This is a genomic window from Umezawaea sp. (assembly GCF_036375055.1).
Lineage (GTDB): Bacteria > Actinomycetota > Actinomycetes > Mycobacteriales > Pseudonocardiaceae > Umezawaea.
On sequence record NZ_DASUSQ010000126.1, the window covers coordinates 1 to 23078 of the forward strand.

The 23078-nt window shown below is 71.6% G+C and carries 21 protein-coding genes, 3 pseudogenes and 1 riboswitch; of the genes and pseudogenes, 15 read left to right on the forward strand and 9 right to left on the reverse strand.

What is annotated here, in order from left to right; genetic code table 11:
* Positions 1–185 precede the first annotated feature (185 nt).
* Positions 186–647, reverse strand: coding sequence for an NUDIX domain-containing protein (locus VFZ92_RS31715; RefSeq protein ID WP_330879760.1), 462 nt, complete (start codon positions 645–647; stop codon positions 186–188).
* Between the two features lie 62 nt (positions 648–709).
* Positions 710–787: riboswitch (S-adenosyl-L-homocysteine riboswitch) on the forward strand.
* A gap of 17 nt (positions 788–804) precedes the next feature.
* Between VFZ92_RS31715 and ahcY the strand changes: the two genes are divergently transcribed.
* The gene (ahcY, locus tag VFZ92_RS31720; RefSeq protein ID WP_330879761.1) at positions 805–2265 is read left to right on the forward strand and encodes an adenosylhomocysteinase; all 1461 of its coding nucleotides are present in this window, start codon (positions 805–807) and stop codon (positions 2263–2265) included.
* A gap of 182 nt (positions 2266–2447) precedes the next feature.
* Here the strand turns inward: ahcY and VFZ92_RS31725 are convergent, their stop codons facing one another.
* The 5 genes and pseudogenes from VFZ92_RS31725 to VFZ92_RS31745 form a co-directional block, all read right to left on the reverse strand.
* Positions 2448–2939, reverse strand: a complete 492-nt coding sequence (locus VFZ92_RS31725; protein ID WP_330879762.1) for an SRPBCC domain-containing protein — start codon at positions 2937–2939, stop codon at positions 2448–2450.
* On the reverse strand, positions 2857–3276 hold the full coding sequence (locus tag VFZ92_RS31730; protein ID WP_330879763.1) for a metalloregulator ArsR/SmtB family transcription factor: 420 nt from the start codon (positions 3274–3276) through the stop codon (positions 2857–2859). Before VFZ92_RS31730 ends, VFZ92_RS31725 begins: the two co-directional genes overlap by 83 nt.
* A gap of 63 nt (positions 3277–3339) precedes the next feature.
* Positions 3340–4017 (reverse strand): annotated as a pseudogene (locus tag VFZ92_RS31735) (endonuclease I family protein); the annotation flags it as partial.
* 93 nt (positions 4018–4110) lie between these two features.
* Positions 4111–4512, reverse strand: a pseudogene (locus VFZ92_RS31740) (DUF6359 domain-containing protein); the annotation flags it as partial.
* A gap of 149 nt (positions 4513–4661) precedes the next feature.
* The gene (locus tag VFZ92_RS31745; RefSeq protein ID WP_330879764.1) at positions 4662–6350 is read right to left on the reverse strand and encodes a glycosyltransferase family 39 protein; all 1689 of its coding nucleotides are present in this window, start codon (positions 6348–6350) and stop codon (positions 4662–4664) included.
* 240 nt (positions 6351–6590) lie between these two features.
* Between VFZ92_RS31745 and VFZ92_RS31750 the strand changes: the two genes are divergently transcribed.
* The 6 genes from VFZ92_RS31750 (at position 6591) to VFZ92_RS31775 (ending at position 11388) form a co-directional block, all read left to right on the forward strand.
* Entirely contained in the window at positions 6591–7088 is a 498-nt protein-coding gene (locus VFZ92_RS31750; RefSeq protein ID WP_330879780.1) for a DUF309 domain-containing protein, read from the forward strand.
* A gap of 906 nt (positions 7089–7994) precedes the next feature.
* Entirely contained in the window at positions 7995–8630 is a 636-nt protein-coding gene (locus VFZ92_RS31755; protein WP_330879765.1) for a GNAT family N-acetyltransferase, read from the forward strand.
* A gap of 39 nt (positions 8631–8669) precedes the next feature.
* Positions 8670–8852: a hypothetical protein gene (locus tag VFZ92_RS31760; RefSeq protein ID WP_330879766.1), complete on the forward strand. Its 183-nt coding sequence runs from the start codon at positions 8670–8672 to the stop codon at positions 8850–8852.
* Positions 8853–8862: 10 nt separating this feature from the next.
* Entirely contained in the window at positions 8863–9630 is a 768-nt protein-coding gene (locus VFZ92_RS31765) for a methyltransferase domain-containing protein (RefSeq protein WP_330879767.1), read from the forward strand.
* 89 nt (positions 9631–9719) lie between these two features.
* Positions 9720–10523 (forward strand): GNAT family N-acetyltransferase, encoded by an 804-nt coding sequence (locus VFZ92_RS31770; RefSeq protein ID WP_330879768.1) that lies wholly within the window; start codon positions 9720–9722, stop codon positions 10521–10523.
* Positions 10524–10581: 58 nt separating this feature from the next.
* Positions 10582–11388 carry an EI24 domain-containing protein gene (locus tag VFZ92_RS31775; RefSeq protein WP_330879769.1) on the forward strand — a complete coding sequence of 269 codons (807 nt, stop codon included), beginning with the start codon at positions 10582–10584 and terminating at the stop codon, positions 11386–11388.
* Here the strand turns inward: VFZ92_RS31775 and VFZ92_RS31780 are convergent.
* Positions 11361–13253: a beta-propeller domain-containing protein gene (locus VFZ92_RS31780; protein ID WP_330879770.1), complete on the reverse strand. Its 1893-nt coding sequence runs from the start codon at positions 13251–13253 to the stop codon at positions 11361–11363. The two genes, VFZ92_RS31775 and VFZ92_RS31780, sit on opposite strands and share 28 nt — an antisense overlap.
* A 93-nt stretch (positions 13254–13346) precedes the next feature.
* Positions 13347–14162 carry a serine protease gene (locus VFZ92_RS31785; protein ID WP_330879771.1) on the reverse strand — a complete coding sequence of 272 codons (816 nt, stop codon included), beginning with the start codon at positions 14160–14162 and terminating at the stop codon, positions 13347–13349.
* 159 nt (positions 14163–14321) lie between these two features.
* Here VFZ92_RS31785 and VFZ92_RS31790 point away from each other — a divergent pair, with 159 nt between their 5' ends.
* The 8 genes from VFZ92_RS31790 to VFZ92_RS31825 all read left to right on the forward strand — a co-directional run bounded on the left by VFZ92_RS31790 (position 14322) and on the right by VFZ92_RS31825 (position 22785).
* On the forward strand, positions 14322–14696 hold the full coding sequence (locus VFZ92_RS31790; protein ID WP_330879772.1) for an FKBP-type peptidyl-prolyl cis-trans isomerase: 375 nt from the start codon (positions 14322–14324) through the stop codon (positions 14694–14696).
* A 160-nt stretch (positions 14697–14856) separates the two neighbouring features.
* Complete coding sequence (locus VFZ92_RS31795) at positions 14857–15384, forward strand: YbaB/EbfC family nucleoid-associated protein (protein WP_330879773.1); 528 nt, start codon at positions 14857–14859, stop codon at positions 15382–15384.
* Positions 15385–15401: 17 nt separating this feature from the next.
* Complete coding sequence (locus VFZ92_RS31800; RefSeq protein ID WP_330879774.1) at positions 15402–15710, forward strand: type VII secretion target; 309 nt, start codon at positions 15402–15404, stop codon at positions 15708–15710.
* Positions 15707–19873 (forward strand): hypothetical protein, encoded by a 4167-nt coding sequence (locus VFZ92_RS31805; RefSeq protein WP_330879775.1) that lies wholly within the window; start codon positions 15707–15709, stop codon positions 19871–19873. Before VFZ92_RS31800 ends, VFZ92_RS31805 begins: the two co-directional genes overlap by 4 nt.
* 46 nt (positions 19874–19919) lie before the next feature.
* Positions 19920–20294 carry a hypothetical protein gene (locus VFZ92_RS31810; protein ID WP_330879776.1) on the forward strand — a complete coding sequence of 125 codons (375 nt, stop codon included), beginning with the start codon at positions 19920–19922 and terminating at the stop codon, positions 20292–20294.
* Positions 20295–20299: 5 nt separating this feature from the next.
* Positions 20300–20731: a hypothetical protein gene (locus VFZ92_RS31815; RefSeq protein WP_330879777.1), complete on the forward strand. Its 432-nt coding sequence runs from the start codon at positions 20300–20302 to the stop codon at positions 20729–20731.
* 561 nt (positions 20732–21292) lie between these two features.
* Positions 21293–22138: a hypothetical protein gene (locus tag VFZ92_RS31820; RefSeq protein ID WP_330879778.1), complete on the forward strand. Its 846-nt coding sequence runs from the start codon at positions 21293–21295 to the stop codon at positions 22136–22138.
* 116 nt (positions 22139–22254) lie between these two features.
* Positions 22255–22785 (forward strand): HdeD family acid-resistance protein, encoded by a 531-nt coding sequence (locus VFZ92_RS31825; RefSeq protein WP_330879779.1) that lies wholly within the window; start codon positions 22255–22257, stop codon positions 22783–22785.
* Here the strand turns inward: VFZ92_RS31825 and VFZ92_RS31830 are convergent.
* Positions 22745–23078: pseudogene (locus tag VFZ92_RS31830) on the reverse strand (hypothetical protein); the annotation flags it as partial. The gene VFZ92_RS31825 and the pseudogene VFZ92_RS31830 overlap by 41 nt on opposite strands.

Below are 23078 nucleotides of genomic sequence, written 5' to 3' on the forward strand. Positions count from 1 at the left end.
CCCGCGGCACCGAGGCGACCGGCGGGTCGTACTACTACCTGGACCTGACCGCGTTGGGCAGGCAGGAGGAGTGGGAGCTGCCCAAGGGCCGCAGCGACAACGCCCGCGCCGCGATGCCGAACTTCGAGAGCTGACCCCGCGAGCACCTGATCCGGCGAACTTCCCACCCATCCGGGTGACCAGGGTCAGGGCAGCGCGAGCAGGCGGTCCAGCAGCGCCGCCTGGGCTTTCACGATCTTGGTCCGCGCGACCTCCACGGTGAACCACTCGACCCGGTCGACCTCGGGGAACTCCTTCAGCTGTCCCGATTTCGGCGGCCACTCCAGCTCGAACGTCCCCGGCACCACGTCGGCCGGGTCGAGGTCGGCCTTCAGGGCCCAGGCCGTGATGACCTTGCCGCCGGACTGCTTGACCTCGCCCAACTCCACCAGGTCACCCTCGGGAACGGGCAGGCCGAGTTCCTCCTGGAACTCGCGGCGCGCGGCGGCCTCCGGGGTCTCGCCGTCCTGGTACTCGCCCTTCGGCACCGACCACGCGTGGTCGTCCTTGCGCGCCCAGAAGGGACCACCCATGTGGCCCAGCAGGACCTCCGTGGCCTCGTCCGATCCGCGGTACACCAGGATCCCGGCACTGCGCTTGCCCGCCATGGGGCCGATTGTGCCAACCGGCCCACGTTGACAACCCGGCGGAGGCCTTGCCATGCTGGAAACGAGTCGAGAGGCGCTGCGACGGGCACCGGCCCGCCACGCTCGGCTCGCGATTCCAACCCCAAGGGCGCCTCCTGACACAGGAGGCTGGTGGGTTGTGAGTTCCAAGTTGCAGAAGGTCAACGGGATCGAGTTCGCGGTCGCGGACCTGTCGCTGGCGGAGTCCGGTCGGCACCAGATGCGCCTCGCCGAGCAGGAGATGCCCGGTCTGATGGCCACCCGCCGCGAGTTCGCCGCGTCGCAGCCGCTCAAGGGCGCGCGGGTCGCGGGTTCCCTGCACATGACGGTGCAGACGGCGGTGCTGATCGAGACGCTGGTGGCGCTCGGCGCGGACGTGCGCTGGGTGTCGTGCAACGTGTTCTCCACGCAGGACGAGGCCGCGGCGGCCGTCGTGGTGGGCCCGAACGGGACCCCCGAGGAGCCGACCGGCACGCCGGTGTTCGCCTGGAAGGGCGAGACGCTGGAGGACTACTGGTGGTGCACCGACCAGCTGTTCCAGTTCGCGGACGGGCTCGGCCCGAACATGATCGTCGACGACGGCGGCGACGCGACCATGCTGGTGCACAAGGGTGTCGAGTTCGAGGCGGCGGGCGCCGTGCCCGCACCGACCGACGACGACTCCGACGAGTACCGGATCGTGCTGGCCACGCTGGCGAAGTCGCTGGCCGAGGACGCGGGCCGGTTCACCCGCCTCGCGGCCGGGATCAAGGGCGTCACCGAGGAGACCACGAACGGCGTCAAGCGGCTCTACAAGCTGGCCTCCGACGGCACGCTGCTGTTCCCGGCGATCAACGTCAACGACTCGGTCACGAAGTCCAAGTTCGACAACAAGTACGGCATCCGACACTCCCTTGTGGACGGTCTGAACCGCGGCACCGACGTGATGATCGCGGGCAAGCTGGCCGTGATCTGCGGCTACGGCGACGTCGGCAAGGGCGCGGCCGAGTCGCTGCGCGGCCAGGGCGCGCGCGTCGTCGTCACCGAGATCGACCCGATCTGCGCGCTCCAGGCGTCGATGGAGGGCCTGGACGTCGTGACGCTGGACGACGTGGTCGCGAAGGGCGACATCTTCATCACCACGACCGGCAACCTCGACATCATCATGGCCGCGGACATGGCGAGGATGAAGCACAACGCCATCGTCGGCAACGTCGGCCACTTCGACAACGAGATCGACATGGCGGGCCTGGCCAAGGTCCCCGGCATCAAGAAGATCGAGATCAAGCCGCAGGTCCACGAGTGGCGGTTCCCGGACGGGCACTCGATCATCGTGCTCTCCGAGGGCAGGCTGATGAACCTGGGCAACGCCACCGGCCACCCCAGCTTCGTCATGTCGAACTCGTTCACCAACCAGACCATGGCCCAGATCGAACTCTTCACCAAGCAGGACGAGTACGACCGGCAGGTCTACGTCCTCCCCAAGCACCTGGACGAAAAGGTCGCCCGCCTCCACCTGGACGCGCTGGGCGTGAAGCTGACGACGCTGACCCCCAAGCAGGCCGACTACATCGGTGTAGAGGTAGAGGGCCCGTTCAAGACCGACCAGTACCGCTACTGACCCACGGGACCAGCGGAGGCTCAACGCCAACCCAGGGCCTCCCAGCGAGCAACCGGGTCCCACCCCCAAGCCCAGCCCCGGACCCAGCGGGCCCTGACCGCTCTTCCAGCCCTTCCCCCGGCCCACCCCGATTCTTTGCGCAGGTCATGACCTGCGCAAAGAATCGGGGTGTTCCACGGGCCCTACGGCGCCCCCACCCCGGCCAACGACTTCCCGGTCTCCAGCAGCGTCTTCAGATCGCTGATGATGTAGGACCAGCCACCACCCGCACCGGGGACGTCACCAGCCACCTGCGCCGCCGCCGCAGGCGCGCCACCCACCTCGTGCGTCACCGTGAGCCGAACGGAGCCGTACTCCTCCACGATCTCCCACGTCAGCTTGGTGAACCCCTCCTCGGTCAGCTCCGGTGAGAAGTTCGCCCGCCACGTCTGCACGAGCTTGCGCGGCGGGTCGGACTCGAGCACCTCGCCGTCGATGATGACGTCGGGCGCGCCGTGCTCCTTCATGACGTCGCTGGCCGTCACCCGGTAGGCACCACCGGGCCGCAGGTCGTAGTGGCTGGGGCACTCGTACCCGTACCTGACGTTCCACTCAGGACTGGTGATCGCGTCCCACACCGCCCGCGGCGTCGCCTTGATCCACACCCTGTTCACCTGGACGCCGTTCGCGCTCATGCCGTGCCTCCAACTCGCCCTTGAGGTCGATGAGCGCCGACACGCGGCGCTCGGTGTACTTGTCGATCCACCGGTCGTGGATCTGCCGGATGGGAACCGCGTTGAGGTGGTGCACCTTCTCCCGCCCCACCTTGCGGGCGACGACGAGCCCGGCCTCCTCCAGCACCCTCAGGTGCTTCATGACGCCGAACCGGGACATCTCCACCTCCGCGTCCAGCTCCGTCAGCGTGCGGCCGTCGCGCGCGAAGAGCAGGTCGAGCAGGAACCGGCGGGTCGGATCGGCGAGCGCCTTGAACACGAGGTCGTCGTCGGTCACCCCCGAAGGATAGGTGACCATATGGTCACATGTAAAGCCGGAAGGAGGGGCCGCCCGAACCGGACGGCCCCTCCGAGCGGGCGATCAGCCCCAGATCGAGTCGACCCACTCCGGGTGGTCGACGAACGGGTTGCGGTTGTGCTGGAACGAGTCGTAGATGACCTGGTTGCGGCGCTTCTCGAACGCGCTCGGCGGGTCCTGCGCGTTCCACTGCCTGAGCACCGACAGCCTGCCCATGTACGGGTTGCTGCCGTTGTTGACGCTGTTGTTGACCTCCAGGTTCGGGTACCCGTCGGTGCCCTCGTACCGGATGGCCATGTAGAAGATCATCCGCGCGACGTCGCCCTTGTCGGCGTTGCGCGGCTCCCACGAGTCGGCGTCGGTGTAGTTGCCCGGCGCCTCGGTCGACTGCGTGCCGCCGAGGTCGAAGTCCTTGTTGCCGCGGTCGGAGTTGACCGTCACGTCGGTCGGCCGCAGGTGGTGGACGTCCGTGCCGGGGCCGGTCGCGGTGCCGAAGTCGCCGTGCGACTTGGCCCAGACGTGCTCGCGGTTCCAGTCGTCCGGGTTGCCGCCGTTGAGGCTCTTCGCCCGCGACGTGCCGGAGTACAGCAGGATCACGTTGTTGGAGTTGTTCGGGTCCTGGTCGGTGAGCTTCAGCGCGTCCCACACCTGCTCGTAGCTGAGCTTCGTCTGGGGGCTGATGATCTGGTTCAACGACGTGCGCAGCGCGGTACCGGTCTTGCCGACCGCGTTCCGGTAGTACGTGCTGTCGTAGTCGCCCGGCGTACCCGTGGGCGGGGTGGTGGTCGTCGTGGTCGTCGGCGGGGTCGTGCCGCCGCCCGCGAACGCCGTCGGCGCGGTGAGGCCCGCGTGCGAGAAGTACGCGCCGAGCTTGCCGGTGACGTCGAGCTGCTTGCCCATCAGGCCGGGGTTGGACCGGAGACCGTAGGCGGCCCGGAACGACGTCGTGATCTGGACGTAGACCATCTTCGACGTGGACGTCTCGCCCGCCGAGTCGGCCAGGGCGAGCGCGTAGTCGGACGGGAAGTTCGAGCGGACGACGGTGGTGGTCGCGGTGGGCTGGCCGACCACGTAGCCGCGAACGGTCGCGGAAGCCCCGGTCTGCTGGGCGATGGCCTGGGCCACGGTGAGCGGTGCGGCGGCGGTCGCGGGTGCGGCCTGCACGGCGACGGCGACGACCGCCGCCACGACGAGCAGGCCCACCGCGTTCCACCCGGTGACGCGGGATTTCAGCACTGGTGTCTCTCCCAGGGGCGTACGCCTCCCGTGGGCAGGGATCCACGGGCTAACGCAGTGTGACTAAACATCACACGATGGGATGAAGACTGCCACGAGAATTGCCACCGGCGGATGAACGATACGGAGCAATTCGATGTCGGAGTGGCTCAGTCCAGGTGGCGGATACCAGGCCAGAGGGAGGCCCACGACTCACCCAGCCCCGTGCACACCCAGACCCGGCCGCCCTGCTCCTTGTTGCGGACGCCGTGGGCGTTGTCCGTCCTGGCCGCCAGCCGCACTCCCCCGCGACAGGCGCGCACGGCCCAGGCGGGCGGATCCGCCTTCGCCCCCGGACCCACGATCACCACCGTGGTGGCGGTCTCCGGCGGCGGGCCCCAGTCGCCGTACCCGCGATAGCCACTGTATACAACATCTCGCATACCATCTTCCGCATACCGCTCCACCGCGGCGGCCTCGCCGAAGTTGTCGGTCAGCACCACAGCGTGCGCACGCTCGGCCGCGGGCAGCGCCCGGTAGACACCGGTCACGGTCTCGGCCAACTCCGGCCAGCCGAACTGCTCGGCGGTGAGGCCGTTGAGCCGCACGACCGGGATGACCGACAGCCGGTCCAACGGCACGATCGGCAGCGCCAGCGGCGCGACGAAGGCCGCCGAGGCGCCCAGCAGCACCCCGACGGTGGCACCGCGACCGGTGGCACCGCGACCGGTGGCACCGCTGGTGGCATCGCGACCGGTGATGCCGATGCCGGTAGCACCGGGACCGGAGGCACCGCGATCGGTGACGCCATGGCCAAAGGCACCGCGGTCAGTGGCACCGCGCCCAGCGGCTCCGCGGTCAGCGGCTCCGCGGTCAGTGGCACCGCGGTCAGCGGCACGGCGGCCGGCGGCACCGCGGTCGATCCAGCCGTCCACGGCCAACCCGCCCGCGGCCAGCAGCGCCGGGTACGCACCGAACAGGTACAGCGCCGACCCGCCCGCCGCGATGAACGCCGCCGCCAACAACAGGTAGGCGACCCCGAGGAACCGGAACGAGGGCGTGCGCACGAGCCGGACCAGACCCGCGATCCACAGCGGCGCCAGGAACGGGCTCACGTACACCAGCTGGAGCGGCACGAAGGAGAGGCGGGCGCCGTTGCCGCCGCGTTCGCTGATCAGGTTCGCCATCGCGATCTGCGGCCACCCGTGCTGGGCCTGCCACCAGAGGTTCGGTGCCCACAGCGCGAGCGCCAGGACCGCGCCGCCCAAGAACCACGGGCTGCGCAGCAGGTCGCGGGGGCCGACCAGTGCCAAGCCCACGACGAGGGCCAGTGCGACGGCCGCGATCTGGTACTTGTTCAGCAGCCCCAACCCGAGCACCGCGCCCGCCACGAGCAGCAGCCGCTGGTCGCCGGTGCGCAGCACCCGGACCACCAGCCACACCAGCGCGGCGGACAGGCAGATGTCGATCGTGGTGGTGTGCAGCATGTGTCCGGGCACCAGCACGAGCCCGGACACCGCCGCGGCCGACGCGGCGAGGAGCTGCGCGCGCGGCCGTCCGCCCATCTCGCGGGCGGTCAGCGACACGAACAACACCGTCAGCCCGGCCGCCACCGCCGCCGGGATCCGCAGCACCACGAGGGAATCCGGCGCCACCAGGTCCATCAGGTGCGCCACGAGCGGCGTCAGCGGCGGCTGGTCCGGATACCCCCAAGCCAGGTGGCGGCCCGCGGCGAGGAAGTACAGCTCGTCCCCGTGGTAGCCGTACCCGCCCGCGACCGCGACCAGAGCGACGGCCACCAGTCCCGCCACCCCGTAGGACAACCGCGACCGCGCGGGTGCCTCGACCTTCGTGTCCATGCTCCACGTCCCCCTCGTTGTGAAGATCCAAAGCTAGGAGCGCCAACGGGTTTCCACGAGGGGGCCGACACCCGTGCCGCTGGTGGGGCCAGCCCCCGTGGACAGTGGCAGGATCGGGGTGTGGATGAGGAGCGTGGGGACCCGGCCTGCTGGTTGGACGCCGTCTGCCCGGAGTGCGGGCGGATGCGGGAGCGGTCGGCGGCCGAGGCGTGCGAGCACTGCGGGCACGTGGACGGACTGGTGGCCGCTCCGGCGACGACCTCCGTCCGCGACCGCGACCCCGACGGCCGGGCCCGCAACGCCCGGCCGCGCGACGGCCTCGGCCGGCCGCTGCCGTACGGGGTGCCGGGTGTCGAGCGGCAGCCGGAGGGCGTGCCGCGGACACCGGCCGAGTCGCTGGTGGAGGCGCAGCGGCTGCTGGACGCCGGGATGCCGTTCCACGCGCACGAGGTGCTGGAGGACGCGTGGAAGACCTCCGACGCCCCCGAGCGGGAACTGTGGCGCGGGTTGGCGCAGCTCGCGGTGGGGCTCACGCACGCGGCGCGCGGCAACACGACGGGCGGCGCCTCACTGCTGCGGCGGGGTGCGAAGAACATCGCGGAGTTCCGGGAGTCGCCTCCGCACGGCATCGACGTCGCCGGGCTGCGGGACTGGGCGGAGGCGCTGGCGACGACGTTGGACGGCACCAGGAGCGAGGTCGACCTGGCTCGGAACACTCCGCGCCTGGTCACGCGCTAGAGCGCCGGGAATTGTCGGGCCCGGCCGATACGCTGGAATTCGGGGGGACCCCCGCACCCGGTGAATCGATTAGCGGCAGAAGGTATTCCACGCGACGGGGATGACGTCCGCTCGCGGCGATCACCGATCAGAGGTCACGAACGGGAATCACGGTCAGACCATTCCCAGCCACGTGGACGGAACGACTTCCGGGTACCGACAGGTGATCGTTCGACGACGTGCGGAAGAGCGAACTGGAAGGCGCTACCACTGACACGAACGCCACCGAGCGGGAACCGACACCGCTGGCACCACGGAAACGTGGAGGGGCACGACGGGGGTGGAGCGGAGCGCTACGACGATCCGGGACTCACGGGGCCAGGGGTCAGGGCTGCGTTGGCCTGCACCGCCCAACCGGTGTTGTCAGCGCGCTCCGCGGCGGGGACCCTCCACCAGCCGGAACAGCCGTTCGTGCACGGATGGCTGCGCTCTCTCAGCACGAACCCCGTCGGACTTGGCTCTGGCTGCTGCCACACCATTTCCCCCGTCCCATCGCACAGGTCGCAGGGGCGCTGGGACCTGGCCGATTCCGCCGCAGGTTCCACAGATGCTCCTGTCCATCGCGATTCCGGAGCCATGACAACTCGGGCATTCGCTCATTCGTCAATCGGATCACACAGACCGATCGTTGTGACCCGGTGGGGGCCGGTGATCACCCGATGGTAGTGCGGTACAAGAGTATTGCACCGTTTTGGGATCGTTTTGGACCGAATCACGGCGTGTCGGAAGTTTCCGCCGACGAGTTGGGCCGATCGGCCGACGTCCACCTCATCATCGGGACCATTTCCGCAAATGTGCGGCCCTCATTAAAACAGTGTTTTGAGAGAAGGTACAGTGGGAGCGCTCTCAAAACGAAGCGGGGTCGCCGTGCGGATCAGGCCTTACCGGACATCGGACCGGGACGCGGTGGCGGACGTCTGCGTCCGCACCGCCGACGCCGGCGGGGATTCGCGGCACCTCTACCCCGATCCGGAGCTCGTGCCGAGCATCTTCGCGCTGCCCTACGCGGAGCTGGAGCCCGCGCTCGCGTTCGTGGCGGACGACGGCGAGCGGGCCGTGGGGTACGTCGTGGGGACGGCCGACACCCGCGCGTTCGTGGAGGACTACCGCCGGTGCTGGCTGCCCACGCTGCTCGACCGCTACCCGGCGCCGACGGGCGAGCCGACGACGCCGACCGGGACGATGCTGCGGCTGATGCACACACCGGAGCGGATGATCGTGCCCGAGCTGACCGAGTACCCGGCGCACCTGCACATCGACCTCCTGCCGCAGCACCAGCGCGCGGGGCACGGGCGGGCGCTGATGACGGCGTTCCTGGCGGCGCTGGCGCACGCCGGGGTGCCCGCGGTGCACCTCGGGATGCTGACGGCGAACACGGCGGCGCGCGCGTTCTACGACCGGCTGGGCTTCCACCCGATCCCGGTGCCCGCCCACGCGGACCTGACGTTCCTGGGCCGTGAAGTTGGGCCGAATGCCTGGTTGGGGCCCTCCGCGGCGGGGTAGTGACGGGACAGGGTTTTCCCGCCACACAAGGAGGCACCAATGCTCGCCATCATCGCCGCGGTCATCTTCGGGCTGGCGTTGCTGCTCGACCTCGCCGACGCGTCCCTGGGGTCGGTCGTCAACGGTGCCACGCTGATCACGGCCGGGCTGCTGTGCGTCGCGCTGCACCTGGCGGGTGTCGGCACGAGCGTCCGCCGACCGGCCTTCCGCCGTCGTCGCTGACGCGGGTCGCGTGAACGCGCTGGAGTTCGACGAGCGGACGTCGCGCCGCGTCGAGGCGACCTACCGGACGGCGGACGTGGTGCGGCAGCGGCGGGTCGTGCGGGAGGCCCTGGCCCCTCGGCCGGGCGAGCGGGTGCTCGACCTCGGCAGCGGGCCGGGTTTCCTCGCCGCGGAACTGGCCGAGCAGGTCGGCCCGGACGGCGCCGTGTGCGGGATCGACCCGGCACCGTCCATGCTCGCGATGGCGGCTCGGCGGTCGGGTCCCGCGGTGGAGTACCGGCAGGCGGGCGCCGACCGGATTCCTTACCACGACGGGAAGTTCGACGCCGTGGTGTCCACCCAGGTCTTCGAGTACCTGGAGGACGTGCCGGGCGCGCTCGCCGAGGTTCGGCGGGTGCTGCGACCCGGCGGCAGGCTGCTGCTGGTGGACACCGACTGGGACTCGATCGTCTGGCGCTCGCCGGACGACGGGGTGACGAACCGGATGCTGCTGGCGTTCGAGCAGCACCTCGCCGACCCCCGGCTGCCGAGGAAGCTGCCCGCGGTGCTGACGGCCGCGGGGTTCCGCGACGTGCGCACCAGCGTGCTGCCGGTGGTGAACGTCGGCTACGCGGACGACACGTTCAGCGCGGGCCTGCTCGCGCTGGTGTCGACGTTCGTGGTGGGGCGCGACGGGATCACCGAGGCCGAGGCCGAGGCCTGGGCGGACGGCCTGCGGGCGCTCGGCCCGGACTACTTCTTCAGCCTGAACCGCTACCTGTTCCTGGCGACGCACTAGGGAGGGCTGGTGCGGGCGGGGTGGTGGCTCGAACGCCCGCACCGGAATCCCGGTGGCCACGGCGGCCGTCGACCACTACCTTGCCGCAGGTGCCCCCAGCTCTGCTCGACCAGCTCGAATCCTTCTACGACGCCGTCCCCCGCATCGACGCGCGAGCGGAGTCGCACGGTGCCCTCACGCTGTTCGTGCGCGACGGCGAGGGGTTCCCGTACTACGCGCGGCCGTCGCTGGACGGTGGTGAGCCGACCGCGGTCGACGTGCGGCTGGTGCGGGAGCGGCAGCGGGAACTCGGGGTGGCGGAGGCCTTCGAGTGGGTGCACGAGACCACACCAGGGCTCCTCGACGTGATGGAGCGGGCCGGGTTCGCGGTGCTGCGCGCGCCGCTGATGGTGCTCGACGGACCGCCCGCGGTGCCGGAGGTCGACGCCGCGGTGCGCGTGCTGGACCCGGACGCCGACGACTTCCTGGCGGACGTGGCCGTGGTGCAGGCGGTGGCGCGGCTGTCGTTCTCCACGCCCGGCACCGCGAGGGGCGACACCGGGCCGAAGGACCGGGACACGCTGCTGCCGACCGTGACCCCCGTGCACGTGCCGAAGTTCCGGTACGCGCTGGCGGAGGACGCGACCGAGGGCGTGGTGGCCGTGGGCATGACGCAGACGGCGGTCGCGGTGGCCGAGGTCGTCGGTGTCGGCACGCTGCCGTCCGCCCGCCGCCGCGGTCTGGGTGCGGCGATCACGGCTGTCCTGGCGCGCGACGCGCTCGACCGCGGGGCCGGGCGGGTGTTCCTGTCCGCGGGCAGCGAGGACATCGCGCGGGTGTACGAGCGGGTCGGGTTCCGCCGCGTCGGCACGGCCTGCGTGGCGGAGGCGGAGACCGGGGACGGCGGCGCTTGACGGGGTCTTCCCGACCGTTGCGCGGGAACGCCGGGGCCCCCGGCACTAAGCTGCCCGCGTGATCAGGGTGCTGAAGGACTTCTCCACCGGTGTCGGGCTGCTGGCCAAGGGCTTCGGGCTGGTGTTCCGGTCGCCGAAGCTGCTGCTGATCGGCGCGGTCCCGGCCGTGATCAGCTCGGCGCTGCTGATCGGCAGCCTCGTGCTGCTGGCGACGAACATCAACGACATCGCCGCCTGGGCCACGCCGTTCGCGGACGACTGGAGCGAGACCGTCCGCTCGGTGACCCGCGTCGCGGCGGGCATCTCGATGATCGGCGCGTTCCTGGCGATCAGCATGCTCGCGTTCACCGCGATCACGATCGTCATCGGCGGCCCGTTCTACGAGCACATCGCCGAGACGATCGAGGACACCGAGCTGGGCGGTGTGCCCGACGCCGAGCAGGTGCCGTGGTGGCGGTCCGCGCTCAACGGCGTCCGCGACGCGGTGCTGCTGATCGGGCTCGCGATCCTGTTCGCGATCCCCCTGTTCGCGGCGGGTTTCATCCCCGTGGTCGGGCAGACGGTGGTGCCGGTGATCGCCGTCTGCGTCAACGCGTGGCTGCTCGGCATCGAGCTGACCGGCATCCCGTTCACCCGGCGCGGCAAGACGCTGAAGGAGCGGCGCGCGGTGCTGCGGAGCAAGCGCGCCACCGCCCTCGGCTTCGCCGTGCCGTCGTACCTGCTGTGCCTGGTCCCGCTGGCGGCCATCGTGGTCATGCCTGCGGCGATGGCGGGCGGCACGGTCCTCGCGCACCGCCTGCTCACCGGCCAGCCCGGCGCGGTCCCGGCCTACCAGCCCTACCGGAACGGCACCCAGGCCACCTGAGCCGCCCGGTCGCCGCTGCTGGCCATCAGCCCGGCGTCCGACACGGTCCACAGCTCGTCGCCGATGACGAGCGAACGGCGCAGCGTGCCCGTGGGGTGGCTGACGGTGCCGACCTCGCTGAACCCGCGGTCGGACAGGCGCAGCACCAGCGAGCCGCCGTCGCCGCCGCGGTTCCCGTTGACCGGCAGGACCAGCAGTCCGGTGGGCGACCAGTACAGGAAGGCGTGCGGGTCGTACTCGGCCTCGCTGCTCGTCCCCGGCAGGTGGTGCTGCGCGAGGCGCCGCGGCTCGGCGGGGTCGCTGACGTCGAACAGCGAGACCTGCGTGCCCGTGACCCTGCCCTGGTCGGTCGCGTCCTGGCCGACGCCGATCAGCCTGCCGTCGCCTGCCGGGTGCAGGTAGGCGGAGTAGCCGTTGATCTTCAACTCCCCCACCACCCTGGGCTTCGCCGGATCGGCGAGGTCGAGGGTGTAGAGGGGGTCGGTGCGCCGGAACGTGACCACGTAGCCCACCGCGCCGAGGAACCGGACGCTGTGGATCCGTTCCCCCACGCCGAGTCCGTCGACGCGGCCGGTCCGCACGAGGGTGTCGCCGTCGCGCCTGAGGACGGTGACGGAGCTCTGCGACCCGGCCCGACCGGACTCGTTCGTGGTCGCGACCCGCAGGTGCCCGGCGTGTTCGGAGAACGAGTACTGGTTGAGCGGCGTGCCGTCCACGACACCCGACGCGACGTGCTTCGGCGGGCCGGGCTGGGAGATGTCGAACTGGTGGATCGCGGTCGACGGGTTCGCCGTGACCTTCCCCCGCCCGGAGAACACCTGCCGCTGGTCGGCGACGTAGAGGTTGCGCTCCGACCCGTAGACCGTGTCGCCCGCGGCGACGATGGACACCGGGTCGCCGGTGCCGAGCGCGGCGGCGAGGTCGACCGTGAGCACGGTCAGCACCGAGGACGCCGTCGGCTGCCGGGGGAAGCTGACGCGGGAGCAGTCGACCAGCGTGCCGTCGCCGCGGGAGGTCGGGGTGGTCAGCTCGTAGCGCGGCAGCCACGCGGAGACCGGCGCGTCCTGGAGGATCCGCTCGTTCTCCCGCAGTGCCTCGGCGGTGGTGCGGACGCCGTCGGGGTAGACGTAGTCCAGCCGGGGCGACGAGCTGACGACGATCCGCGCCACGCCGCCGATCTGGCGGGCGTCGACGTAGGCACCCTCGACGGAGAGGGAGCCGAGTTGCTCCGGCGCCCCGGACAGGTCCACCAGGACGAGGTTCGCGCCGCCGCCGGGCGCGAAGTCGCCGGGCGTGAACTCGCTGGGCGCCAACGGCCTCTCCAGCGCCGTCGACGTGGTGACTACGAGCGCGCGGTCACCGCTGAGCAGCAGCTGCGAGATCGCGGCGCCCGGCAGTTCCAGCGAGCCGGTGACCTGGCGGGACGCGACGTCCACGACCCTCAGCGCGCCGTCGGCGACGGTGACGATCCGCTTGCCGTCGGTCTTGACCAGGTCGGGCTCGTCGACGCCCGCCTCCTGGACGTTCGTGGTCGAGTGCTCCGGCGTGCCCGCCCGCGGCGGGACGGGGGCCGACGCCTTCTCCCGCGAGTCGGCCGCCACGCCGGGCTCGGCGTTCATCACCACGCCACCGCCGAGGTCGGTGTACCAGCCGCCGCCCCTGCCCAGCTCCGCGAGGCGCGGTCGTTCCACGGCTCTGAACTGCGACAGCACCTCGTCGCACGAGTCGTAGGCCACCAGCTCCACCGGCCCGGCCGTCGTGCCGGGCGGAACCGGGGCGGGCCAGTCCTCCAGCACGGCGGGCGCGGAGGCCGCGCACACCCCGACGACGACGATCCCCGCCAACACCACTCCCGAGCGCTTCATGGACCGAGGACGGTGGTGGGGGCGGATCGCGTTGCAGGGGAAGCGGAAGTGCCGGGAGACCCGCGGGTCCCCCGGCACCCGTCCGCGCGTGGACTAGGAGTTGATCTGCTGCGTGATCAGCGTCGCGTAGCTGGAGACCTTGGCGTAGACGCCGGGGTACCCCGCCGCCGCGCAGCCCTCGCCCCACGAGGTGATGCCGATCAGCTTGCCGCCCGCGACGAGCGGACCGCCCGAGTCGCCCTGGCAGGTGTCGGTGCCGCCCTGCGGGTACCCGGCGCACACCATGTGCGCGGACTTGAAGTCCGAGCCGTACGCCGAGGTGCAGGTCGCGCTGCTGGTCACCGGCACGGTGGCCTTGAGCAGGTAGCGCGAGGCCGCGCCGCCGGAGGACGTGGTGCCCCAGCCGAGGATCGTGCTGGACGTGCCCGCCGCGTACAGCGCCGTGTCGGACGCCGTCGCGATCGGCAGGGTGCCCTGGGTCAGGTTGCGGTCCAGGGTGAGCACCGAGACGTCGTTGCCCTGGGTGACGTCGACGTAGCTCGGGTGGATCCAGATCCTGGTGACGCGCGCGACGACGCCCGCGGTGGAGCGCTTGTCGTCGCGACCGGCCACGACCCGGACCGCGGACGCGGCGTCGCCGACGGTGCAGTGCGCGGCCGTGACGACCTTGTTGGGGGCGACCAGCGTGCCGCCGCAGTACTGCGAGCCGCTGCTGGTGGCCAGGTAGACCACCCACGGGTAGGTGCTGGTGCTGGCACGGGTGCCGCCCACGACCTGGGCGCCGACCTCACCGTCGGTGGTCGGGGGTGCCGGAGCTGCCGCGGCCACGCTGAAGCCCGCCAGTGGAAGCAACATCGCCACCACGAGCGCGCCCAGCCAGGACCGAAGGCGGTGCAGGGTTGCCGCCATGATCATCTCCTTGAGTTGTGACCCCGTTCCCGGGGTGCACACAGAGCAACAGACCGACTACTGCCGCCACAAGCTCCACTAGACGTAGGCCATTCGGCAGCGGCGCCGACGACGTGATTGACTCGCCCGCAGACCTGTTCCGATTCGAGGAGGATCCGCATGGCCACGCAGAAGCCCGAAGTCGACCTGGTCGAGGGCCCGCCGCCCGCCGACCTGGTCATCAACGACCTCACGGTCGGCGACGGGCCCGAGGCCACCGCGGGCCAGGCCGTCACCGTGCACTACGTCGGCGTCTCCTTCACCACCGGCGAGGAGTTCGACTCCTCCTGGAGCCGCAACGACCCGTTCCGCTTCCCGCTGGGTGGCGGCCGCGTCATCGCGGGCTGGGACAAGGGCGTCGCGGGCATGAAGGTCGGCGGCCGTCGCCAGCTGGTCATCCCGCCGCACCTCGCCTACGGCGACCGCGGCGCGGGCCAGGCGATCAAGCCGGGCGAGACGCTGATCTTCGTGGTGGACCTGCTCGCGGTGAACTAGACCGCACAGACCGTCCGCCGAAGCCCGCCCGCTCCCCGGAGCAGGCGGGCTTCGGCGCGCGTTGGGCCGTTAGGCGTATTTGAGCCCGGACCGGAACCAGTCGGTTCCGCGGTACGTCATCCTGTCCCGTGGGGTTGTCCACCAGGGGGAGGGACGGGCGGTGCCTGACGACGTCGGCGGGTCCGAGCGGATGCTCGCGCAGTGGGAGACCAGCATCCGGCAGAAGGCCGAGCGCTACCAGAGCATGGCCGAACGCGTGCAGGGCCTGTCGATCACCGAGACCTCCAGGGACGGCACGATCCGGCTGACCATCGGGTCCAACGGCATCCTGTCCTCTGTGGACATCGCGGAGTCGGCGCGGGACAAGCGGATGGCCGAGGTCTCCGCGGAGATCATGCGGACGTTGCAGAAGGCCCAGTCGCGGATCCCCGAGCTGCTCCAGCAGGCGATGGCCGAGACCATCGGCACGCAGGACGAGACCGCGAACGCGCTGTTCGCCGAGGCTCGCAAGAACTTCCCGCCCGCGCCCGCCGAGGACGTGCCGCCACCGGTCAACCCGGAACTGCGGTTCGGCATCGACGACGACCAGCCGCCCGCCCCCGCGCCCCCGCCCGCACCGCGTCCTCCGAGCCGCCCTCGTCGTCCCGAGGACGACGAGGACTTCGACGGCGGCTCGTTCCTGTCCTGACCGCGTAGGGGGTTCTCATGGCGGAGCAGTTCGAGGTCCTCGGGGAAACCCTGGACGGGCACCGCAAGCAGCTCGACGACCTGTCCGAGCGGTTGCGCGGCGCGCTCGACGCCGCCCGCACGGTCAGCATGCCGACCGACGCGTACGGCATCCTGTGCCAGCCGTTCCGGATGATGCTCGACCCCGTGGAGCAGTGGGGCCTGGACGCGTTGAACGGCGCCGTCGAGGCGATGGACGCCACCGCGACGGGCGTGAACACCACGGTCAAGCAGTACCGGCAGCAGGACGACGCCGTGGCCGACTCGTTCCGGACCGGTGACCGATGACGAACCCCCTGGTCGCGCAGGCACCGCAGGAGGGCTCCGGGTTCACCCGGGGCACGGGCGACAACGGCTGGGCCACCGGCATCTCCATCGCCGAGTCCGCGATGGACACGTTCAACGGCTTCAAGGACGGCAACTGGATCGAGGGCGGTCTCGGCGTCGTCGGCCTGGCCGCGGACGCCGCGTCGATGGCCGTCGACCCGTTCGGCACGCTCCTGTCGTCGGCCGCGTCGTTCCTGATGGAACACGTGCAGCCGTTGAAGGACATGCTCGACTGGCTCGCGGGCGACCCGCCGGTGATCGAGTCGTACTCCACGACGTGGAACAACGTCGCCACCGAGATGGGCAAGATCAGCGAGGACTACGCCGCCGCGCTGAAGTCCGGCACCGAGGGGTGGACCGGCGCCGCCGCGGACGCCTACCGCGCCGCCGCGGCCGAGCAGGGCGACGCGCTCTCGGGCGCGGCCAGCGCAGCCGGGTCCGTGGGCACGGTCGTGGGCGTCATGGGCATGGTCGTGGCGTTCGTGCGCGAGATGGTCCGCGACCTGATCGCCGACCTCGTGGCGAAGCTGATCACGTGGGTGCTGGAGGCGGCGTTCACGCTGGGGTTCGGGACGCCGGTGATCGTCGCGCAGGCGATCACCGCGATCTCGAAGTGGGCGGCGCGGATCGCGAAGCTCGTGCAGAAGCTGCTGGACACCATCAAGAGGGTCTCGCCGATGCTGAAGCGTCTGGTGGAGGTCTTCGAGAAGATCATGAAGGTGCTGGGGAAGCTCGCGGGCAAGGCGACCGGGCTGGACGTGCTCGGCAGGAGGGTCGACGATCCGGGGTTCGTGCGGCGGTTGGGGCGCGACGGCGTGGACCCGCCGCCCGGTGCCCGCGGCGGTGGGCCGGACGGGTCCAGCCCTTCCGGTTCGAGCCCTTCCGGGTCCAGCCCATCCGGTTCGAGCCCATCCGGTTCCGGTCCCGACGGCACGTCACCGTCGAGGACCACGCCGGAGTCCGGGACGCCCGGTTCACCCGGCAGCCCGTCACCCGACGGCACACCGTCCGGCGCGACTTCACCGGGCGGGACTTCACCGGACGGCAGCTCGCCGGGCGGGACGTCTCCCGGTGGCACGTCCTCGCCGGACGGGCGGGCGTCGACTCCCGGCTCACCGACGCCGTCGGGTCGCGGGCCGGACGGCGGTCCTGGTCCGTCGACGGCGCACAGTCCCAGCGGTCCGTCGTCCACGCCGTCGCCGCACGGTCCGGGCTCTGGCCCCACGACGCACAGCGGTCCGACGTCGCCGGGGCACGCTGCCGACTCCACGCCGTCCGGCCACGGCCCGAGCACGAGCCCGACGATCGCTCCACAGCGGACGGACCAGACGCACTCGGCCGGCACGACCACACCCGACGCACCGTCCAGGGCGGACCAGCCGAACACCGCTCCCCGCGACACCACCCCGTCGTCCACCGCCCCGCAGCAGGGACCGGTGGGCGGCGCACCCCACGGCGGCGGCCAGCCCGGCGGCGCACCGAACGCGGGCGGCCCACCGAGGACCGGTGGCGGCGGGTGGACCGGCACGTCAGGCCACCGGGGCGACACGGCGTCCGGCGTCCCGCAGTCCCGCACCCCCGACGGCACCCCGCACCCGCAGAACGCGGGCCCGCCCCAGCCCCGAACCCCCTTCACCGCTCCGCAGCACGCCGGTCCGCCCCACGCCGGTCCGCCCCACGCCGGTCCGTCCCACGCCGGTCCACCACAGGGCCGTCCCCAGGCCGGGCCCCCGCACGCCGCGCCACCACCCGTCCGCCCGCACACCGGGCCCCCGCACCCCGCACCACCCGTCCGCCCGCAAGCCGGACCACCGCACACCGCACCCGGCCGCCCACCCCAGGCGGGACCTCCTCGACCGACCCACGCGGGCCCACCGCACCAGAGCCCGCCCCCCACGCGACCGCCCCAAGGACCACCGCACCAGGGCCCTCCCCCAGCGCGACCACCCCACCAGGGACCACCGCACCAGAACACCCCGCACCAGCCGCAAGCCCGCGGCCCGGAGCACACCCCGGACAGCCCACCCCGCCTCCCCGACAACCAGCCGCACCACCCCGACGGCCCTCCGCACCAGCCAGAACCCCGGCCGAACATCGACGAGGCGCACGCGAGGCACGGCGAAACCACCCCCGCGGGCATCTCGCACCACCGCGGCGACCCCGACATGGGCGACCTGCCCAGCCGCGTCCCGAACGACCCGCGCTACTTCACCGCCGACGTCCACATCACCCCCGACGGCCGCGCCCGCATCGGCAACCACTCCTACAGCCCCGAGGAGTACGGGGACCTGTTGCGCCGCAACGGGTGGGACGGCAGGACACCGATCCGCCTGATCGGCTGCGACGCGGGCAGCAACGACTTCGCCCGACGTTTGGCGGCCCACACCGACGCCCCCGTGCTGGCCCCCACGAAACCCGCGTGGACCGACAGCCAGGGCCGCGTCTACACCTCCGACGCCGAGGTGGACGCCCACGGCAACCGCCACCCGAGGATCCCGCCGAACGGCGAGTGGGAAACCCACAGCCCGGACGGCACCAGGACCAGGGCGAGCGAGGACGGCTTCGTCCCCGGCACCAAGGACTCGGACAAGTCGGGGCTCGACCCGGAGGACGCGCGGGACCGCGCGCGGCCCGTCGACCCGATCCGCGACTCGCCCCACCGGGACCGCTCACCGCAGCAGCGGGCCGAGTGGGATCCGCCGACGCAGCCAAACGGCGACCCGCTGCCCGAGGTGCCGATGACGGTCGAACCGAACGCCCGCGTGCTCGACCTCAACGGCGGCGAGCCGTTGCAGCCCCACTCGCGCATGGTCGTGACGGACGCGGACGGCAACCCGCGCGGCGTGTTCTACACCGACGGCGACCGCAACGTCACGCACGTCGAGGTGAGGGCGTCGAACAGCGGCGCCGAGCCGTTCGACGCGCCGCCGAACCGCGACGTGGCGAACGCCGCGCCGGGCGTGACCTACCGCGTCGAGATGAACGAGGTCTTCGATCACGTGTTCGTGGGCGGCGGGCACCACGACACGTCGCTGCCGTCGGGCCCGCAGCCGGACCTGACGGCACCCGACCCGCGCGACCCGTCGGTGCCGCCGGGAGAGCACCCGCCGCAGCGCTTCGACCAGTTCGACGTGGGCGACACGTCACCGGCCGTCGACTGGAACCCGCCGGGCGACAACGGCGTGTACCGGTCGGCCGACCCGGTGCTGGACTACGACACCCGGCAGTCCGGCCCGTTCTCGCTGAGCGACACGCCGCCGAGGGAGCCGCACACGCGCTACGACGTGTACGACCCGGACGGCAACTGGCACGGCACGTTCTACACGGACGCGGACGGGAGGTTCTCGCACGTCCACACGTGGTCGGGCGACCGGACCAACGGCTTCAACCCGGAACTCGGCACCGGCCGGACCTGGGACGAAGGCCTGCCCGTTCCGCGCCCGAACACGACCTACGCGGTCGGCCCGCGCAACCTCGAGCACCACGGCCTCGACCCGCGCGAGCCGCGCCAGCTGTACCGGACCGACGAGCACGGCGACACGATCGCGGCCAGCGGACGGCCTCACTACCCGCCTGCGGGCACGACGGCGCCGGACCACTTCGGTCCTCGCCGCGGGTTCGACGAGACCGGCAGGTTGCAGACGGACGTCGGCAACATCGCGGGCGGTGGCAACGATCGCGGCGGCACGCGCCTGCCGGGCGAGTACGACCGCGCCAACTACTCCCACCTCACCCCCGAGGAGCAGAAGCAGCTCCGGTTCGCGGGTGGCCACATCATCTCGTTCGAGGCGGGCGGTCCCGGCGAGCGGATCAACCACGTCCCGCAGTGGGCGTACGAGAACAGCGGTTGGGACTCACCCGACCGGCCCACCTCGGACTCCTGGCGCAAGATGGAGGCCGACCAGGCCCGGATGAGCGAGGACCCGAACATCCAGGTGGACCGGATCGACATCTGGGCCGAGCGCCACACGCCGGACGTGCGCACACCGGACGTGCTGCACGCGGAGTTCACCGTCACCACCGTTTCGCCGCCGTTGACCCAGATGGTCCCGAGGAGCTTCCACAATGTCCCGCCACCAGCGCGAAACCCCGCCTTCGTCCCCCAGCCTCCAGCCGTCCCCTGAGCCGCACGGGGACCTGCTCCAAGCCGTTGGCCGGGGCCTGGTCGGGGTGGCGCCGGAGGACTGGTACCGGCTCGACCTGAAGTACCTGGCGACGGCGACCGTGGGGCAGCCGGTCCTGACTGTCCTCAAGCAGGACCGCACCCGGCTGACCGTGCGCGTGCCGCACGAGGTCGAGCACGCGCTGCGGGAGCTGCGCGGCCGGATGTACGAGCCGGGTCGCGGTACGTGGTTCGCCCTGCGCTTCACCGTCGACCCGCCGATGGAGTACCGGGTGCTGTTCGACCACGACCACGACCCGAACTGGTGGCCCGCGCTGCCCGCGTCGGAGTGGAGGTCGGACCTGGAGGTCTACCCGCGCGACCCGGAGCACGTGCCGGACTGGTTGCGGGAGAAGCTCATCGAGCCCACTGGGGGATACTGAGGATCATGACGGCCCCACTGGACCCGGACGCCCAGACCGAGATCCTGTCCGAGATCGTCGGACGGCTGGTGTTCGAACTCCCACCAGGGTGGAAGCGCGTGCACGTGGACTACGCCGCGGTCGGCGAGCACGTCGTGTGCGTCGGCCTGCTGTTCATGGTGAACGACGCCATGAGCGCCTGGACACCGCCCGCGGACGTCGTGGAGGGGTTCGCCCGGCTGCGCGCGGGCATGGCTCGCCCCGGCCGGGGGGCCTGGCTGCACGCCATGATGCGGCTGGAGTACCCGGACGTGTACTCGATCGAGTACGACCGCGACGCGCTGCCGCGGTTCAAGGTGCCGCCGCCGCCCGAGGAGATCGCCCGCGAGCTGGAGACGTTCCCCCGCGAGGAGGAGCACGTCCCGGCGTGGATGCGAACGGCGCTCGACGACCGGTAGTCCACTGTGGACGATAATCCGGACGGACCGGACCTCGTCCACGCCGGAAGCGGAGACGTCGGTCGTGACGCCCACCCCGGCAGCGGGAGGGCGGACCGTGCCGCTCGGTGGCGGCGATGAGCGGCGGATCGGCTCGAACGGGAACGAGTTCCGCGACCGGTTGCACCGCGTACCGGCCGCACGGCGAGAACTCGACCTCCACCGGATCCTCCGGCCGACACCGAGAACGTCGAAGCCCTGTTCGCGAACAGCGTTCGCGTGCACGACCGTCGACGGTGACGGCACCACGCGGCTCGACCCGGTGCGAGGAATTCCCCGTCCCCCCGCCGGGCAGTCGGCGCTGGACTCCTTGCTCGCGGACGGGTGGCACCCCACGTCCACCGCGCGGCACTTCACCGTCTGACCAACCGCGGGAAGAGCGGAACGCACTGGTCAGGAGTTCGCGACCAGCCAGCTCCCCCGCGGAGGACCGGACTCCCGGTTGACCGGCCAACGGCGCCGTGGGCCGGCCGTTAAGATCGGCCCACCGGTATTCGGGGGGATTCGAAGGGGTGCGCACGGATGAGCCAGCCGACTACACCGCTGAGCGATCAGGAGCAGCAGCTGCTCGTGCGGCAGATCGGACGAGCGATGCTGCCCACGCTGCCGCAGGGCTGGCAGAAGGTGCGGGCCGAGTACCGGGCGGCCGGGCGGCACATCGAGGTCGACATGGCGGTGGCCGGGCCGGACGGGCAGTTGCGGCCGGTGCGACCGCCGATGGACGTGGTGACGCTGCTGGGGCAGCTCCGGGCGGGGATGCACTCGGCCGAGCGGGGCACGTGGTTGACCGCGGTGTACGAGCTGGAGGCGCCCAGCGCCTTCACGGTCGACTTCAACTCCGAGGACGAGCCGGGGTGGCGGAACCCGCCGCCGCCGATCGGTCTCCAGGACGAGCTGCGGACGTTCCCGCGCGCCGACGTGCGGATCCCGAACTGGTGGCGGCAGCGGATCGGGATGCCGCCGCTGGAGGCGCCGGTCGACACGCCGCCCGGTGGTGTTCCCGCACCGCTGCGGACGGCACGGGTGTACGACGGGAAGGCCCCGAACGGGCGGCCGTTCGTGAACCGGCCACCGGTCGACCCCAGGGTGCGCGAGCAGCTGACGGCGTTCCTGGAGAGCGCGCCGGTCGTGCTGGCGGCGCGGAACCTGGACGTGGACGAGTTCTCGGCCGGCGAGCAGGACGTCCCGCTGAACTTCCGCACCGACGGCACGTGGATCTGGGCGGGCGCGGTTCCGCACTACCTGCGCAAGTACGGTCTGCCGCCGGAGCCGGAGTTCGTGGAGCACATCGTCCGGCTGGGCTTCCAGGCGCCCGCGGTGGACGAGGCGACGAAGGAAGTGGCGGTCGCGCTGATCACCGGCCAGTGAGCCGGAGCAACCCCCAGTCCACTGAGGACTGAGGATGTTCCCGGCGCGTGCCCGGCTTGCCGTTTCCCAGGGCAGTGCCACGATTGGATCGGTGATCCGATCGAGGGAGGCGCTCGATGAGGGAATTGCTCGCCCGCCGCTGGTGGTTGTTCGCCCTGCGCGGCGGTTTCGCCATCGTGTTCGGCGTACTGGCGTTGGCCTGGCCAGGCCTGACCCTGGTGGCGCTGGTCTTCCTGTGGGGCGCGTACACGCTGGTCGACGGCGCCACGGAGCTGTACCTCGCCGTCACGCACGAGGACTTCGCGCACGGCGTGCTCGGCGCGCTCGGCGTGGTCGCGGGCCTGGTCGCGCTGTTCTGGCCGGGCATCACCGCGCTGGTGCTGCTCGTGGTGATCGCGGTGTGGGCGATCGTCGGCGGCGTCCTGGAGATCGTCACGGCGGTCCGGCTGCGCAAGGTGATCGAGCACGAGCGGTTCCTGGCGCTGAGCGGCCTGCTGTCCGTGGTGCTCGGCATCATCCTGCTGTCGACGCCGACCACGGGGGCCCTCGCGCTCGTCGTGACGATCGGCGTGTTCGCGATCCTGTGGGGAGTCGTGCTGGTGCTGCTCAGCCTCCGGCTGAGGAAGTTCGCGTCAGCAGCGGCCTGAGCCGCAGGTCCAGCGGGTCGGGCCGGGTGAGCGACACGGTGGCGAGCGCCGAGACGGCCACGACGAGCGCCAGGTAGAACCACGAGTACAGGCCCGTGTCGCCGTCGGGGAACGTCACCAGCAGCAGCACGCAGGAGAAGAACACCACCGCCCGCAGGCCGGTCAGGGTCCAGGTGAGTCCGGCGGCCAGTACGAGGGGCCAGCTGAAGTACCAGGGCAGGGTGGCGGGGGAGAGCAGGGCGACGGCGAGCATGGTCAGGGCGGCGTGGTGGATGGCGTGGGGTCCGCCGTCC

Bases quoted from the DNA above. Each gene is read 5' to 3' on its own strand.
- VFZ92_RS31715 (WP_330879760.1), bottom strand. From the start codon at position 647: ATGGCGGGCAAGCGCAGTGCCGGGATCCTGGTGTACCGCGGATCGGAC.
- VFZ92_RS31780 (WP_330879770.1), bottom strand. From the start codon at position 13,253: ATGAAGCGCTCGGGAGTGGTGTTGGCGGGGATCGTCGTCGTCGGGGTG.
- VFZ92_RS31785 (WP_330879771.1), bottom strand. From the start codon at position 14,162: ATGGCGGCAACCCTGCACCGCCTTCGGTCCTGGCTGGGCGCGCTCGTG.
- VFZ92_RS31760 (WP_330879766.1), top strand. From the start codon at position 8,670: ATGCTCGCCATCATCGCCGCGGTCATCTTCGGGCTGGCGTTGCTGCTC.
- VFZ92_RS31800 (WP_330879774.1), top strand. From the start codon at position 15,402: ATGGCGGAGCAGTTCGAGGTCCTCGGGGAAACCCTGGACGGGCACCGC.
- VFZ92_RS31725 (WP_330879762.1), bottom strand. From the start codon at position 2,939: ATGAGCGCGAACGGCGTCCAGGTGAACAGGGTGTGGATCAAGGCGACG.
- VFZ92_RS31730 (WP_330879763.1), bottom strand. From the start codon at position 3,276: ATGGTCACCTATCCTTCGGGGGTGACCGACGACGACCTCGTGTTCAAG.
- VFZ92_RS31805 (WP_330879775.1), top strand. From the start codon at position 15,707: ATGACGAACCCCCTGGTCGCGCAGGCACCGCAGGAGGGCTCCGGGTTC.
- VFZ92_RS31815 (WP_330879777.1), top strand. From the start codon at position 20,300: ATGACGGCCCCACTGGACCCGGACGCCCAGACCGAGATCCTGTCCGAG.
- VFZ92_RS31790 (WP_330879772.1), top strand. From the start codon at position 14,322: ATGGCCACGCAGAAGCCCGAAGTCGACCTGGTCGAGGGCCCGCCGCCC.
- VFZ92_RS31825 (WP_330879779.1), top strand. From the start codon at position 22,255: ATGAGGGAATTGCTCGCCCGCCGCTGGTGGTTGTTCGCCCTGCGCGGC.
- VFZ92_RS31820 (WP_330879778.1), top strand. From the start codon at position 21,293: ATGAGCCAGCCGACTACACCGCTGAGCGATCAGGAGCAGCAGCTGCTC.
- VFZ92_RS31745 (WP_330879764.1), bottom strand. From the start codon at position 6,350: ATGGACACGAAGGTCGAGGCACCCGCGCGGTCGCGGTTGTCCTACGGG.